Raw genomic sequence first — 14,249 nt, forward strand, 5'->3', positions numbered from 1 at the left:
ATATGAATAAAGATTTTCAAGGCAAAAATGAATGGGCAATCATTTTAGGAGGTTCTAGTGGTTTGGGTTTGGCAACTGCCAAAAAACTGGCTGAACAAGGCATGAATATCTGTGTGATTCATAGAAATTTACGTTCACAAATGCCTGAAATTGAAGCACATTTTAATGAAATTCAAACTCATAAAACAGCGTTTTTATCCTTTAATTTTGATGCCTTACATCCTGAAAAAAGAAGTCAGATTATTATCGAAATCAACCAAAAATTAGGCGAAAAAGGAAAAATTAAAACGTTAGTGCATTCGATTGCAAAAGGCAATTTAAAACCGATGATTGCTGCTGACAAACCGATTTTGCAAAATGAAGATTTTCAACTCACCATCAATGCTATGGCAATTAGTTTGTATGATTGGTTTCAAGAAGTTTTTCAACAAAAAATGTTTGCAGAAGACGCAAGAATCATCAGTTTTACTAGTGAAGGAAATTCAAAACCGTGGCAAGATTATGGGGCTGTTTCTGCTGCAAAAGTTACGTTAGAAGCCATTACAAGAAATATTGCTTTAGACTTTGCAAAATTCGGAATTAGAGCCAATTGCATTCAAGCTGGGGTTACAGATACGCAATCTTTACAGATGATTTCAAACAGTGATGACATTAAAAATCACACATTGAGAAGAAATCCATTTCAACGATTAACGACTCCAGAAGATATTGCAAATGTGGTTTATTTATTATGCAAAAATGAAGCTTCTTGGATTAATGGAACCATTATCAAGGTTGATGGTGGAGAAAGTTTACAGTGAAAAATATGTCAATGATCAAATATATATTAAATACCCACTTCACAGGTTTTTAAAACCTGTGAAGTGAAAAAAAAAGAAAAATAATGAAATATGAAGTGCTTTTAGAAGATTCTTTTTATCATATCTATAATTGTGGAAACAATAAAGAGAATATTTTTCTTGAAAATGATAATTATATTTATTTTATAGGGTTGGTTAAAAAGCACATAACTCCTGTTTGTGAAATTCTTGCATATTGTCTTTTAAAAAATCATTTTCATTTGTTAGTAAAAACAAAAGAATCGATTGAGTCAAAGAAAATTTCCCAGTCATTTTCTAATTTATTTAACTCATATTCAAAAAGTATTAATAAAAAATATGATAGAACAGGAAGTTTGTTTAAAGATCGATTTTCTAGAATAAAAATTGAGAATGAAGAATATTTAAGAAATCTAGTTGTTTATATCCATTTAAACCCAACTCATCATGAATTTGTTGATGATTTTAAAGTTTACAATTATTCATCCTATAAGTCATATTTTTCTACTAAATCATCAAGTTTGTATAGAGAATATATCATCAATTTGTTTGGTGACATATCAAATTTTAAATATTATCACGAAGAAAAGCAATTAAAAATTTTAGATAAATTAACTTTAGAGTTATCGTAAACACCTCACAGGTTTTTAAAACCTGTGAGGTGTGTAAAACCTATTAAAAATAAATGTTATTAAAACAAATTATATCTCTTTTACCCTACAAAAAACCATTTTTGTTCGTTGATGAATTGACCGAAATTTCAGAAAATGGGGTTACAGGAAGTTATACATTTACTGAAAACGAATTTTTTTATGAAGGACATTTTAAAGAAAATCCAATTACACCAGGCGTGATTTTAACTGAAACAATGGCACAAATTGGCGTTGTTTGTTTGGGAATTTATCTATTAAAAAATGAAATGTCATCAGATAAAAAACCTCAAATTGCATTAACTTCCAGTGAAATAGATTTCTTTTTGCCTGTGTATCCATCAGAAAAAGTAAGCGTTATCTCAGAAAAAATCTATTTTAGATTTCATAAATTGAAATGCCATGTGAAAATGTTTAATGAGAAAAACGAATTGGTTTGCAGAGGAACCATTGCTGGAATGATAAGTCCATTTTTTTCAAAGGAAATAAATCATTGAAAATCAGTGTCTAGAAAATGAAAAATAGAGTCGTTATTACAGGTTTAGGAGTTGTTGCCCCAAATGGTGTTGGATTAGAGAATTTTACAAAAGCAATTCAAACTGGAACATCAGGAATTCAATTTCATCAAGCACTAAAAGACAAAGGATTTTCATGTTGTATTGGAGGAATTCCAACTATTTCTGACGAAAAAATTGCAGCATATTTAACGCCTTTGCAATTGAGAGGTTTTCAAAGTAGTTCTATTTTGTATGGTTGTATGGCTGGAATTGATGCTTGGAAAGACGCAGGATTTTTGGTAGATGAAACATCTGAATTAGACTCAGATTCAGGAATTATTTTTGGAACGGGCAACTCTGGGATTGAAAAATTACGAGAAGCAATTTATAAAATTGATGAAAATCAAGTAAAAAAATTAGGAAGTACTTCAGTAGTTCAAACCATGTCAAGTGGCATTTCTGCGTATTTAGGAGGAATTTTAGGGCTTGGAAATCAAGTTACTACAAATTCTTCTGCATGTACCACAGGCACTGAAGCATTGTTAATGGGTTTTGAACGCATTCAAAATGGCAAAGCAAAACGAATGTTGGTTGGCAGTTCAAGTGACAGCAGTTTATATACTTGGGGCGGATTTGATGCCATGAGAGTGATGACGTACAAACACAATGATTTTCCCGAAAAAGGCTCAAGACCTATGAGCGAATCTGCAGCAGGTTTTGTTCCTGGAAGTGGAGCAGGAGCGTTGGTTTTAGAGTCTTTAGAAAGCGCTCTTGAAAGAAAAGCAACCATTTATGCAGAAGTTTTAGGAGGAAATATAAATGCTGGAGGTCAAAGAAATGGAGGTTCATTAACTGCGCCAAATGCAAGTGCTGTTCAAAAATGTATTGTGGATGCCATGAAAGATGCAGGCATTTCTTCTGAAGAAATTGATGCTATAAATGGACATTTAACAGCAACTTCAAAAGACGATTTAGAAATTGAAAATTGGACAAAAGCACTGCAAAGAAATGGCGCTAATTTTCCATATATCAATTCTTTAAAATCGATGATTGGCCACTGTTTGGCAGCTTCTGGAGCCATTGAAAGTGTAGCTGCAGTTTTGCAAATAAAACACCAATTTTTGTTTCCAAATATCAATTGCGAAGATGTTCATCCTGCCATTTCAGCGATGATTTCAACAAATAAAATTCCGACAAAAATGATTTCCAAAGACATAAATATTGTTGCAAAAGCAAGTTTTGGTTTTGGTGATGTAAATGCTTGTGTTATCTTTAAAAAATATATTGACGAATTATGAAAAATGACGACTTAATTTCAAAATTAAAAACAATTGTAAAACCCTATATTCAGGATGAAATAGCGTTTGCAAATTTAACGGAAGACACTGATTTCATCAAGGATTTGAAAATCAATTCTGCCAATTTGGTTGATGTTATTTTAGACATCGAAGACGAATTTGACATCGAAATTGACAACGATTCTATGGAAAAAATGCTTTCTGTAAAAGCGGCAATTGACATTATTGAAGACAAATTAGCCAACAAATGATAGGCAATGATTTGATTGATTTGCAGTTGGCAAAAAGTCAAAGTAGTTGGCAAAGAAAAGGGTTTTTAGAAAAACAATTTACGGATACTGAAATCGCTGAAATTCTTTCATCAGAAAATCCTTTTTTGCAAGTTTGGCTTTTTTGGAGCATGAAAGAAGCTGCTTATAAATGTTATACCCAAGAGTTTCAAAAGCGATTTTTTGCTCCGAAAAAATTTGTTTGTACAATGATTTCCAAAAACACAGGAATTGTTTCTGTTGAGAATCAACAATATTTTTCAAATTCTGAAAATTCAACTTTTTTTATTCATACAATAGCGAAAAAAGAAGATTCTAAAATCTATGCTTCAGAATTATTTTTGATGGATGAGAATGCCAATCAAACTCAATTCGTTCAACAACAAATCCTTTCAACATTTCTTCAAAAAGTTACGATTCAAAAAAATGAATTTGGGATTCCGTTTTTGTATCAAAATGAAAAAAAATTAGCGCTTTCTATTTCCATTTCTCATCATGGGAAATTTGGGGCATTTGTAGTTTTATAAAATGAAGAATATCAAAAACGAATTGTTAGAAACGTGCAGAAAATTTGTTGAAAATCGATTTAAAACGGTTCAAGAAACCTTGCATTCCTATGAAAATGATTTGCAATCAGAAACCAAAAGTTCAGCTGGGGATAAACACGAAACTGGACGCGCAATGCTGCAATTGGAAATGGAAAAAACAAGTCAGCAATTGATAGGAATCAACCAAATGAATGCAGTTTTAGAGACAATTGATATCTCAAAAAATTCAAAAAAAGTGCATTTAGGAAGTTTGGTTTTTACCCAAAAAGACACTTATTTTTTGAGTATTTCTGCTGGAAAAATAGTTGTAAATAATGAAGTTTTCTATGCCATTTCAACGTCTTCGCCCATTGGAAAATTGTTGTTAGGAAAACAAGAAAATGAACAATTTGTGTTTCTCGGAAACACTGTCAAAATTCAAAAGATAGTGTGATTTCAAGTCCTTTTTCAAGTTCAAATGCATGATTGAAAAAGATTTTTTGATGTTCAAATTCAGCTTCAATCAACCAAAAATTGCCTTTGAAATAGCTACGTAAAACAGTTGCTTTAAACTCAGAATGTTCCACTTTTGTTATTTGATGCGGAAAAAAAAGTGATTTTTTTTGATTAAAATTAATTTCATTTACGTCATCAAACAACGCAGCAATGTATTTTTTTGAAGGATTTTTAAAGATTTCTTTAGGATTATGAAATGCTATCATCTCTTGATTTTGAATCACTAATAAAGAATCTGCAAAAGAAAGCGCGTCATTTTTATCATGAGTAGCCACAATGCAAGCAATGTTTTTTTCTTTTAAATATCGAAATAAATTTCGGCGCAAACTATTTTTTTTGAAATTATCAATTTGCCCAAAAGGTTCATCCAACAACAACAATTCTGGTTCATTGGCAAGCGCTCTAGCAATCGCAACTCGTTGTTTTTGACCTCCACTTAAATTTTTGACTTTGGTGTTTTTGAAATTGGTCATTTCAATTACTTCAAGCAATTCATTGGTGCGTTTTTCACTTTCTTCAGGGTAAAATCGGGATAGAAATTTGCTGATGTTTTCAGCAACAGAAGTATAAGGCATCAAATCAAAATCTTGGGCAACATATTTGAAAAAATCCATTCCAGGAACCAAATGAAAAGCAGGTCCTAAAACTTGTTTTTCATCCCAAAAAATGCTTCCTTCATTGGCATCAAGCAAACCATAAATGAGTTTTAATAAGGTAGATTTTCCACAACCACTTTCACCCATTACACACAAATGTTCTCCTTTTTTCAGTGTGAAATTGAAGTTGTTTAACACCAAATTCTCTTTAGAATATCCAAAAGACAGCTTGTGAACTTGTAGCATAAATTTACAGAAATCGATTGTACCAACTTTCTTCCATCGGAATTTCCCAATAATTTTCGAAGTCGAATTTGTTCGTGATTAAGTTGTCAAAAACGATTGTTTTTTCAGTAACAGCTTTGTTTTTTAATAAGGTTTTTAACTCTTTCAGTTCCTTATATTGCACAAATTCACCTTGTTTAAAACACACGTTCATTTTGTCTAAAAGTGTAACTTCGTAGTCAGATTGAAGTTCCAAAATAAATGAAACCATCACATCAATATCTAGATTTGAAACGGGTGAAAGTTCGTCATCAGCAAAAAAAATGACGAATCTTTTGTATAAAAATTGGTAAGAAACTTTGAAATTTTCGTCCTCAGATTTCCAATTTTCCACAAAATTCTTGATTTTATTTTCAATTTCTTCAATTTCGGTATCATAAAATTTTCGGCTTGAAGGATATATCCAAACTTTAGCATCTTCCGAAATGGAGTCATAATCTACAAACATATCATTGTTCTTGAAATGCAAATATACACAAAGAAAAACCGCAAAAATGATTTCAAATTTGCGGTTTTTAGGATATTTTTTGAAAGAAAATTTTAATTTACAGCAGCAGTTTGCAACAATTCAATCAAATCATTCTGCAGATTTTCTCCTTTGTCTTTGTTATACCAAACTTGCAAATCTTGCTTAAAAGCGGCATCTAAACTGCCGTTTTTTTCCTTATAGTCAATCACCATTTTTGTAGCAATTGAAGGTCTTGGACCCCAAGTATTGATGACATTTAGATCGGAATCAAGGATGATTAATTTTGGAATTGAACGACTATTATTAGTCAAAAATACATCCATCAAAGCTAAATTTTCATCTCTCAACACCAATTTTAATTGGATTTTTTCATTCAATTCAGCCATTTTATGAATCACTGGTAAATTTTGAGCTGCATCTCCACACCAACTTTCAGTAATGACTAACCAAGTTTGAGTTTCTTCTATTTTTTGAATTTCTGAAGCAATTTCGTCCGAAATTTTTATGGTTTTATCCAAACGTTTCATTCTACTTTCGTTCAGCAAACTATAATTTGTCAATTCTTCAGATTGATTTGGTCCCGTTGATTTTCCTTCGGCTAATAATTGCTGCATTAAAAGTCTGTAATCTTGATATGAAATGGAATTTTTAAGAGCGTTTTCGAGAATATTTTTCATGATGTATAATTTTACACAAAGATACTTTTTATAAAAATTGCTGAAAGTAACCCTTGTTACAATTCAACAAAATCAAACAGCATTATAGACGAAATAAATCCTATTTCTTACACGAATTAGCTGACTACTTTTTTTCTAGGTTGTTTAGCATTTCCAAAGTCATTCGCTTCAAATCAAATTCATGTTTCCAATTCCAATCATTTCTAGCTTCAGAATCGTCAATAGATGATGGCCAACTATCAGCAATTTGTTGCCTAGAATCTGGTGCATAATCAATCGTAAAATCGGGAATTTGCTTTCTAATTTCAGCTGCAATTTCTTTTGGAGTAAAATCAATTGCAGCTAAATTATAACTTGTTCTTATTTTAATAGTTGCAGGATTTGCTTCCATTAATTGAATGGTTGCATTCACAGCATCTTCCATATACATCATTGGTAAACGAGTGTTTTCGCTTAAAAAACAGGTGAATATTTTTTCTTCAACCGCTTTAAAATAGACGTCAACAGCATAATCTGTGGTGCCTCCTCCTGGTTTTGTTTTCCAAGAAATAATGCCTGGATAACGCAAACTTCGCACGTCAACACCAAATTTTTCGTGATAATAATTACACCAAAATTCGCCTGCTAATTTGCTGATTCCATACACTGTTGTAGGTTCCATAATGGTTTTTTGAGGCGTATTATTTTTGGGCGTTGTGGGTCCAAAAACAGCGATTGAACTTGGCCAATATACTTGCTGAATGTGTTTTTCTTTTGCCAATTCTAAGACAGCTAACAAAGAATTCATGTTTAAATTCCAAGCTTTTTGTGGAAATTTTTCAGCAGTTGCAGACAACATTGCAGCCAATAAATACACTTGATTTATTTGGTATTTTTTGATTACTGACAAAATAGTTTCCTTATCAGTGGCATCAATAATTTCGAAAGGACCAGCATCCATCATTTCAAAAGTACCCAATTTTATATCTGAAGCAACCACATTTGAGTTGCCATACAATTCTCGTAATTTTTGAGTCAATTCAGTGCCTATTTGACCACTTGCTCCTAAAACCAATATTCGTTTATCCATTGAAATAAAATCAATAATTTGACAAAACAAAGGTACTTAATTTTATTATTCGTAATTATATAGGGCTAAAATAATTATTTACTAATGAAAATTGTTTTATGAATTTTGCCATACAATCACACAATTAAAATATGTATTTTTACAACGTTAATTTGTATTCAGTGAAATATTTCCTTCTTTTTTCAGTTCTATTCCTCATTTCTTGTAAAAAAACACCAGAAAAAAAGGAAATTGATACTTCTGCAATTGCTGAAATGCGCGTTGTTGTGCAACGTCCTGATTTAGAAAATGTTTTACCACTTTTTCAACCTGAAATTGAAAATTGGAATGAATATAAAACGCTTAAAAGTTTTTTAGGACGATTTAAAAAGGCTTCTCCCAAAGAAGTTTTGAGCAATTCAGTGGAGCTCAGAGACCTTGTAAAATCGATGAAAGATAGTGTGAAATTAGAAGTATTGAACAATCCTTCTTTTGAAACGAGAGTTAATATCATGTATAATGAATCGTTAAGATTGGCTGATATGAACACAATTCCTGCTATTACTGCCAAGGAAGTAAACGCTCAAATTGACAAAATTTTAGAAGCTTTTGGGGCAATTAATGCCAAAATTAACACCATTTTTTCTAAGAAAAAATTTGAAGACGAAATTACGATTGATGTAAGTTTGATTGGTTTAGATACCACAAAAATTGATACGATTTCAAAAAATAGTATTTTGAAAAAAATGGATGAAAAAGCGAAAAAATTAGATGAAAAAGCTAAAAAAAAGGACAATAAATGAAAAAAATCATTTCTTTAGTGCTGTTATTCATTCTAATGGTTTCTTGTGAAAAATCAGTTGTAAATTTATCTGATTCAGAAAAAAAGCAACAAAAACAAATCATAGAATCTTTTTTAAATGAGTGGCATTTGGCAGCTTCACAAGCAAATTATGCAAATTATTTTGATAAAATGGCTGAGAATTCTGTTTTTATTGGCACAGATGCATCTGAAATTTGGTCAAAAAAACAATTTGAAAATTACAGTAAACCACATTTTGACAAGGGAAAAGCGTGGGATTTCAAAGCTTTAGAAAGAAATATTTATATAACCGAAACTGGAAATTTTGCTTGGTTTGATGAAAATTTACAAACCAACAGAGGCACTTTTAGAGGTTCAGGAGTTTTGGAGAAAACAGAAAATAATTGGAAATTAAAACATTATGTGTTGTCTGTTCCAATTCCAAATGACGACATGAAAGAAGTGGTAAAAATTACTCGAAAAAACGATTCTATTTTTCAGCTAAAATTCAAATAAGTCAAGATAAAACATCATCAACTGTTTTAAAAATTAAATCAGTTTCAAAACCTTTTCTAAGGAGAAAATCAATCAATTTTTTTTTGCGTTTGTAAGGATTTGATTCTGAAATGACATTATTTCTGTTTTCGGTGATTTTGTAAATGGTGTTTATATATTCTTTATCATCAATTTCTTTCAACGCGGTTTTGATATTGTAAGAAGAAATATCTCTCATTTTCAGTTCGTTTACAATGCGATTTTTTCCCCAATGTTTAATTCGGAATTTTCCTCGAGCAAAACTTTTCGCAAAGCGTTCTTCGTTCAAAAAATTGTCTTTCATCAAATTTAACAAAATCATTTCTCGTGCTTCAGGAATTAAGTTATATGACTTTATTTTTTCTTCAACTTCTTTATGACATCTGTCTTGATAAACGCAATATTGCTCTATTTTTTGTTTGATTTCGTGAACAGTATAACTTTTTTTCGGATTCATTTTTCAAAAGTACAAAAATGAAAAAAGGTTGTGAATTAATTTTCACAACCTTTTTTAAAATTTAGAAATAACTTTTTCAATCTAAAACTTCTACAATTTCACCACTGAATTTTTGGTGTAACCACATTTTAAGTCGGGTAATTAAATAGAACAAAATAGGAACAACAATCAGCGTTAGGAATGTTGCCACAAACAAGCCGTAAATTACAGCCCAAGCCAAAGGTCCCCAAAAAATCACATTATCACCACCCATATAAATATTGGCATCAAACTCACTAAATAATGAGAAAAAGTTGATATTCAAACCAATAGCTAATGGAATTAATCCTAAAATAGTGGTAATTGCGGTTAATAAAACAGGACGTAAACGTGCTTTTCCTGCTTTGATGATGGCATCCAATAACAACTCTTTAGGTAAATATTTTTGATCTTCTAAACCAAATTCTTCTTTTTTACGGTCAATCAGCAGTTGCATATAATCCAGCAAAACCACTCCGTTATTTACCACAATTCCTGCTAAAGCAATGATTCCCATCATAGTCATCATAATTACAAACGAACTTCCTGAAATAACAATTCCGCCAAAAACACCAATAAAACTTAAGAAAATAGCGATCATAATAATGGCTGGTTTTGAAACCGAATTGAATTGGAAAATCAGGATGAAGAAAATCAATGCCAATCCTTTAAAAAATGCTCCAATTAAAAAAGCTTGTTGTTTATTTTGTTCTTCCAATTGCCCAGTATAATCTACTTTTATTGATGGAGGCAAATCAGAAAAACTTTTCATTTCTTCTTTAATTTGGTTTACAACAGCTGCAGCGTCAACATAACCTGGCGCTAATTGTGAATACACAGTTACCACACGTTTGGTGTCTCTGTGCTTGATGGCGCTAAATCCAGAGCTATTGCTTTGTGTTGCAATCGAAGAAACAGGAATGGTTTTTATTTGACCAGAAGCCATATCTCTAAAGGTAATTTTTTGTTCAAAAATGGCACTTTTGTTATATCTAATGTCTTCATTAAAACGAACATTGATATCATAATCATCTCCATCTTCTTTATAAATTCCAGCTTTTGCACCAAAAATAGCACTTCTTAATTGTTGCCCAACTTGACTTGCAGAAACGCCTAATTCTCCTGCTTTTTCTCTGTCTACAATGACCTTCATAGAAGGTTTGTCTTTGTTTACATCAATTTTTATTTCGTCAACTCCAGGAACATTTCTGGTATTGATATATGCACGCATTTTTTCGGCAGTTGCAATCAATTCGTCATAATCATTTCCTTCCAATTCAATGTTGATTGGAGCTCCTGTTGGTGGTCCATTTGCATCTTTTTCCACAGAAATCAACACTCCAGGGTAAATTCCTGTCAATGCTTTTTGCACTTTTTGACGCAATTCCTCACTATCCAAACCTCTTCTATATTTGTATTGACGCATAGAAGCTGTAATTTTTCCTTTGTGAGGCATTTCAGCAGCAGAACCTCCATCTGTTTGAGGATTTCCTGCACCTTCACCCACTTGCGAAACCGAACTTTCTACCATAAAATTAACACCTTCATCCATGTACAAATCTTGATTTAAGACACTGTACACTTTTTGTTCAATTTCTTTGGTAATTTTATTGGTTTCATCAATATCTGTTCCTTGTGGATATTCTATATACACCACAACTTGATTTGGTTTGTTATCAGGAAAGAATTCGATTTTAGTTCTTTGGGAGGCTACTGAAGCTCCAAAACCTCCAAAAGCAATAAATAATAATAAGAAAGTTCCAATAGTTATGGCAACAGGAATCCATCTTTTTAAAGACCTTTTCAAGGTTGTTTCATAAGCGTTTTCTAGCCAAACTAGGGTGTTTTCTTGGAAATAATTTGCCCATTTACGTAACCAAATTCGATATACCCACAGCATAATTGCCGTGAAAACCATCACAGAACCTAAACCTCTATAAGCACCTCCAAAAATCAAAATAATCAATCCAAAACCACCAACTATGGATGTAATTGTGATGATTCTTTTTAGTGGCATATTTTTATCTTCAATGGTCATTAATTGAGAAACCAACACCGAATTGAAGAAAATCGCAACTACTAAAGATGAACCCAACACCACAGAAAGTGTAATTGGAAAATAAATCATAAATTGACCAAACAATCCAGGCCATAAACCTAATGGAACAAAAGCGGCAACTGTTGTTACTGTAGAAATAATGATTGGATAGGCAATTTCTCCAATTCCTTTTTTGGCAGCTTCCACTCTTGATAACCCTTCTTCATCCATCAAACGATATACGTTTTCGACGACAACAATTCCATTATCAACCAACATTCCTAGTCCCATAATCAATCCAAAAAGAATCATGGTGTTCAGTGTATAGCCCATAGCTCCTAAAATCATCAACGACATAAACATCGACATTGGAATTGCAAAACCAACAAAAAGCGCGTTTTTGAATCCTAAAAAGAACATCAAAACTCCCACAACCAAAATAATTCCGAAAATGATATTATTCACCAAATCATCCACTTGTCCAATAGTTTTATCAGACAAATCATTGGTAATACTTACCTCTAAGTTCTTAGGAAAATAATTTTCTTTTGCATTAGCAACAATGATTTTTATTTGCTCAGCTGCACCAATCATATTTTTTCCAGCGCGTTTTTTAACATCTAACATTACTACAGGTTTCCCATCTTTTCTGGCAAATGTTGTTTTGTCTTTTTCTTTGAAACTCACAGTTGCAATATCTCTCAAGTAAATAGAATTTCCTTTTTCTGTTTTGACAACGAAATTTTCTAAATCTTTAGGATTTTCAATTTCACCCAAAATTCGGATAGTTCTTCTTTGTCCAGATGCAATTAAGTTTCCTGCAGACGAAGTTACATTTCCGTTATTGATGGCAGTAATGATATCGTTAAAACTTACTTGAGTTGCCATCATTTTATAAATATCAACCGCAATTTCTACCTCTTTTTCTTGAACTCCTCTGATATCAGCTTGTTTTACTTCGGTTAAATCTTCGATATCATCTTGCAAATATTCTGCAAATTCTTTCAATTTATCCAAAGGATAATCTCCTGATATATTGATGTTTAAAAACGGAATTTCTTCAGACATGCTTAAATCAAACGCATTTGGATCTACTTTTGCGCCATTAAAAGTGGGCCAATCTTCAGAAGCTTTTTCCGAATCGATTTTGTCTTTTACGCGTTGTTTGGCAACTTCCACATTCATATTGTCATCAAATTCAACAATAATCATGGAGTAATCTTCTTGCGAAGTGGAGGTAATTTCTACAACGCCACTCAAGCCTTTCAACTGGTCTTCTAGTGGATCAGTAATCAATTTTTCAATATCTTCTGCAGTATTTCCTGGATATAAAGTGCTGATATAGATTTTCGTTTCTTTAATTTCAGGAAAATCTTCTCTTGGCATATCATAGTAAGCCGTAATTCCTAGGACTAAAATCAAGAAAATTGCCACATACATTGTTGTACTATTGGAAATTGCCCAAGAAGAGAGTTTGAATTCTTTGTCCGTTTTTTTATTATTTGTAGTCATTAGACTTGTGTTTTGAATGATGTTTTCTTTAAATTTTCAACTCAGTACGTAAAATTCAATAGTTTAAATTATTCGCTAATTTTAACCTCTTGTCCATTTTTCACACTTCTAGCACCTGCTTGAATTAGCATGTCTCCTTCAGAAATTCCTTCTAAAATTTCGATAACATCACCCTCTGTTTTTCCTGTTTTAACTACGGTTTGTTTTGCAAAACCTTTGTTGCCGTTTAAATCAGTTATAATATATACATATTGTTGACCTTCAGCATTTTCCGAAATAATACTTTGCGGAATTAACAATGCTTTTTGATTCGTATAATCGTTGATTTTTAACTTTGCAGTAAGATTTGGTTTGATGCTTTTATCCGAATTTGGAACTTCAATTTCTATCATAAAAGTTCTGTTTGCAGGATTGATAAAGTTACCAGTTTCTCTAATTTTTGTATTCAAGGTTTTGCTCAACATTGGTAAAAAAACCTCAACAGCTTTGCCTTTTGTAATAGTACTGATGTATTTTTCTGGAACAGCAGTTTCAATGTACATGTTGTTTAGATTTACAATTCTAAAAATTTCAGAACTCATTCCTGGCGCAACAACAGTTCCTTGATCTTTGATTACTTCATCAATAACACCCGAAAATGGCGCTCTAATACTTGCTTTTCCCAATTGTTTTTTGAGTTGTTCTAAACTATTTTTTTGAGCTTCATAGTTGGTTTTTGTTTGTAAAAACTGAATTTCTGAACCAATTTTTTGACTCCACAAACTTTTTTGACGTTCAAAAGTAGTTTTTGCCAAAGCTGTTGTAGCTTCCAATTGAGCTACTTGTTGTGACATTCCACCATCATCAATAGTAGCTAAAAGTTGACCTTTCACTACATTTTGTCCTCTTGTAACATATACTTTTTCTAATGTTCCGGGCATTTCAGGATAAATCAACACATTTTGTTTGGTTTTTACATCACCTTGCAATTCTACATAATGATTGAAAACTTCGTTTTTTGCTTCTAATGCAGTAACTAAAGGAACTCTTTTTAGCGTGTCTAATTTGTCAATTTCGGTAATCAATAATTTTATTTTTTCAGAAATTTCTTGACTTTGTTTGTCCAATTCTGATTTTTTAGCATGGATTGTAGTCAAATCTTGAGTTGTAATTACTTCGTCTAAAGTAGGTTGTTTTTTTTCTCCACAAGAAATGAAGATAATAGTTGTTACTAATAATGCGTATATAGTTCTCATTTT

Annotated in this window: 16 protein-coding genes; 9 read left to right on the plus strand and 7 right to left on the minus strand. The window is 31.8% G+C overall.

Annotation, left to right across the window (positions count from 1 at the left end; all coding sequences use genetic code 11):
• The first annotated feature begins 2 nt into the window (after positions 1-2).
• From IU405_RS06975 to IU405_RS07005, 7 genes are all read left to right on the plus strand, one after another.
• Positions 3-800: an SDR family oxidoreductase gene (locus tag IU405_RS06975; protein ID WP_197437890.1), complete on the plus strand. Its 798-nt coding sequence runs from the start codon at positions 3-5 to the stop codon at positions 798-800.
• Positions 801-883: 83 nt separating this feature from the next.
• Positions 884-1,450, plus strand: coding sequence for a transposase (locus IU405_RS06980; RefSeq protein ID WP_197437891.1), 567 nt, complete (start codon positions 884-886; stop codon positions 1,448-1,450).
• 53 nt (positions 1,451-1,503) lie between these two features.
• A complete protein-coding gene (locus IU405_RS06985; protein ID WP_197437892.1) occupies positions 1,504-1,965 on the plus strand; it encodes a 3-hydroxyacyl-ACP dehydratase FabZ family protein in 462 nt (153 codons plus the stop codon).
• Between the two features lie 17 nt (positions 1,966-1,982).
• On the plus strand, positions 1,983-3,263 hold the full coding sequence (locus IU405_RS06990) for a beta-ketoacyl-[acyl-carrier-protein] synthase family protein (protein ID WP_197437893.1): 1,281 nt from the start codon (positions 1,983-1,985) through the stop codon (positions 3,261-3,263).
• Positions 3,260-3,514: an acyl carrier protein gene (locus IU405_RS06995; RefSeq protein WP_197437894.1), complete on the plus strand. Its 255-nt coding sequence runs from the start codon at positions 3,260-3,262 to the stop codon at positions 3,512-3,514. The genes IU405_RS06990 and IU405_RS06995 overlap by 4 nt, the downstream gene beginning before the upstream one ends.
• Positions 3,511-4,059, plus strand: a complete 549-nt coding sequence (locus tag IU405_RS07000; RefSeq protein WP_197437895.1) for a 4'-phosphopantetheinyl transferase superfamily protein — start codon at positions 3,511-3,513, stop codon at positions 4,057-4,059. Before IU405_RS06995 ends, IU405_RS07000 begins: the two co-directional genes overlap by 4 nt.
• Position 4,060: 1 nt before the next feature.
• On the plus strand, positions 4,061-4,513 hold the full coding sequence (locus tag IU405_RS07005; RefSeq protein WP_197437896.1) for a 3-oxoacyl-ACP synthase: 453 nt from the start codon (positions 4,061-4,063) through the stop codon (positions 4,511-4,513).
• On the opposite strand, the gene IU405_RS07010 is transcribed toward IU405_RS07005, so the two are convergent.
• The 4 genes from IU405_RS07010 to IU405_RS07025 form a co-directional block, all read right to left on the minus strand.
• Complete coding sequence (locus IU405_RS07010) at positions 4,491-5,417, minus strand: ABC transporter ATP-binding protein (protein ID WP_197437897.1); 927 nt, start codon at positions 5,415-5,417, stop codon at positions 4,491-4,493. The two genes, IU405_RS07005 and IU405_RS07010, sit on opposite strands and share 23 nt — an antisense overlap.
• Positions 5,418-5,421: 4 nt before the next feature.
• Positions 5,422-5,904 carry an ABC transporter ATPase gene (locus tag IU405_RS07015; RefSeq protein WP_197437898.1) on the minus strand — a complete coding sequence of 161 codons (483 nt, stop codon included), beginning with the start codon at positions 5,902-5,904 and terminating at the stop codon, positions 5,422-5,424.
• A 92-nt stretch (positions 5,905-5,996) separates the two neighbouring features.
• Positions 5,997-6,602 (minus strand): thioredoxin family protein, encoded by a 606-nt coding sequence (locus tag IU405_RS07020; RefSeq protein ID WP_197437899.1) that lies wholly within the window; start codon positions 6,600-6,602, stop codon positions 5,997-5,999.
• 124 nt (positions 6,603-6,726) lie between these two features.
• Positions 6,727-7,671 (minus strand): NAD-dependent epimerase/dehydratase family protein, encoded by a 945-nt coding sequence (locus tag IU405_RS07025; protein WP_197437900.1) that lies wholly within the window; start codon positions 7,669-7,671, stop codon positions 6,727-6,729.
• 131 nt (positions 7,672-7,802) lie between these two features.
• Here IU405_RS07025 and IU405_RS07030 point away from each other — a divergent pair, with 131 nt between their 5' ends.
• Together IU405_RS07030 and IU405_RS07035 are read left to right on the plus strand one after the other, a co-directional pair.
• On the plus strand, positions 7,803-8,453 hold the full coding sequence (locus IU405_RS07030; protein WP_197437901.1) for a hypothetical protein: 651 nt from the start codon (positions 7,803-7,805) through the stop codon (positions 8,451-8,453).
• Complete coding sequence (locus tag IU405_RS07035; RefSeq protein WP_197437902.1) at positions 8,450-8,968, plus strand: nuclear transport factor 2 family protein; 519 nt, start codon at positions 8,450-8,452, stop codon at positions 8,966-8,968. The genes IU405_RS07030 and IU405_RS07035 overlap by 4 nt, the downstream gene beginning before the upstream one ends.
• A gap of 1 nt (position 8,969) precedes the next feature.
• Here the strand turns inward: IU405_RS07035 and IU405_RS07040 are convergent, their stop codons facing one another.
• From IU405_RS07040 to IU405_RS07050, 3 genes are all read right to left on the minus strand, one after another.
• Positions 8,970-9,443 (minus strand): regulatory protein RecX, encoded by a 474-nt coding sequence (locus IU405_RS07040; RefSeq protein ID WP_197437903.1) that lies wholly within the window; start codon positions 9,441-9,443, stop codon positions 8,970-8,972.
• A 76-nt stretch (positions 9,444-9,519) separates the two neighbouring features.
• Positions 9,520-13,011 carry an efflux RND transporter permease subunit gene (locus IU405_RS07045; protein WP_197437904.1) on the minus strand — a complete coding sequence of 1,164 codons (3,492 nt, stop codon included), beginning with the start codon at positions 13,009-13,011 and terminating at the stop codon, positions 9,520-9,522.
• Positions 13,012-13,079: 68 nt separating this feature from the next.
• Entirely contained in the window at positions 13,080-14,246 is a 1,167-nt protein-coding gene (locus tag IU405_RS07050; RefSeq protein WP_197437905.1) for an efflux RND transporter periplasmic adaptor subunit, read from the minus strand.
• Positions 14,247-14,249: the final 3 nt, after the last annotated feature.

It is taken from the genome of Polaribacter sp. BAL334, from assembly GCF_015767435.1.
Lineage (GTDB): Bacteria > Bacteroidota > Bacteroidia > Flavobacteriales > Flavobacteriaceae > Polaribacter.

Bases quoted from the DNA above. Each gene is read 5' to 3' on its own strand.
- IU405_RS07050 (WP_197437905.1), bottom strand. From the start codon at position 14,246: ATGAGAACTATATACGCATTATTAGTAACAACTATTATCTTCATTTCT.
- IU405_RS06975 (WP_197437890.1), top strand. From the start codon at position 3: ATGAATAAAGATTTTCAAGGCAAAAATGAATGGGCAATCATTTTAGGA.
- IU405_RS06985 (WP_197437892.1), top strand. From the start codon at position 1,504: ATGTTATTAAAACAAATTATATCTCTTTTACCCTACAAAAAACCATTT.
- IU405_RS06980 (WP_197437891.1), top strand. From the start codon at position 884: ATGAAATATGAAGTGCTTTTAGAAGATTCTTTTTATCATATCTATAAT.
- IU405_RS07010 (WP_197437897.1), bottom strand. From the start codon at position 5,417: ATGCTACAAGTTCACAAGCTGTCTTTTGGATATTCTAAAGAGAATTTG.
- IU405_RS07030 (WP_197437901.1), top strand. From the start codon at position 7,803: ATGTATTTTTACAACGTTAATTTGTATTCAGTGAAATATTTCCTTCTT.
- IU405_RS07040 (WP_197437903.1), bottom strand. From the start codon at position 9,443: ATGAATCCGAAAAAAAGTTATACTGTTCACGAAATCAAACAAAAAATA.
- IU405_RS07000 (WP_197437895.1), top strand. From the start codon at position 3,511: ATGATAGGCAATGATTTGATTGATTTGCAGTTGGCAAAAAGTCAAAGT.
- IU405_RS06990 (WP_197437893.1), top strand. From the start codon at position 1,983: ATGAAAAATAGAGTCGTTATTACAGGTTTAGGAGTTGTTGCCCCAAAT.
- IU405_RS07025 (WP_197437900.1), bottom strand. From the start codon at position 7,671: ATGGATAAACGAATATTGGTTTTAGGAGCAAGTGGTCAAATAGGCACT.
- IU405_RS06995 (WP_197437894.1), top strand. From the start codon at position 3,260: ATGAAAAATGACGACTTAATTTCAAAATTAAAAACAATTGTAAAACCC.
- IU405_RS07005 (WP_197437896.1), top strand. From the start codon at position 4,061: ATGAAGAATATCAAAAACGAATTGTTAGAAACGTGCAGAAAATTTGTT.
- IU405_RS07015 (WP_197437898.1), bottom strand. From the start codon at position 5,904: ATGTTTGTAGATTATGACTCCATTTCGGAAGATGCTAAAGTTTGGATA.
- IU405_RS07045 (WP_197437904.1), bottom strand. From the start codon at position 13,011: ATGACTACAAATAATAAAAAAACGGACAAAGAATTCAAACTCTCTTCT.
- IU405_RS07020 (WP_197437899.1), bottom strand. From the start codon at position 6,602: ATGAAAAATATTCTCGAAAACGCTCTTAAAAATTCCATTTCATATCAA.
- IU405_RS07035 (WP_197437902.1), top strand. From the start codon at position 8,450: ATGAAAAAAATCATTTCTTTAGTGCTGTTATTCATTCTAATGGTTTCT.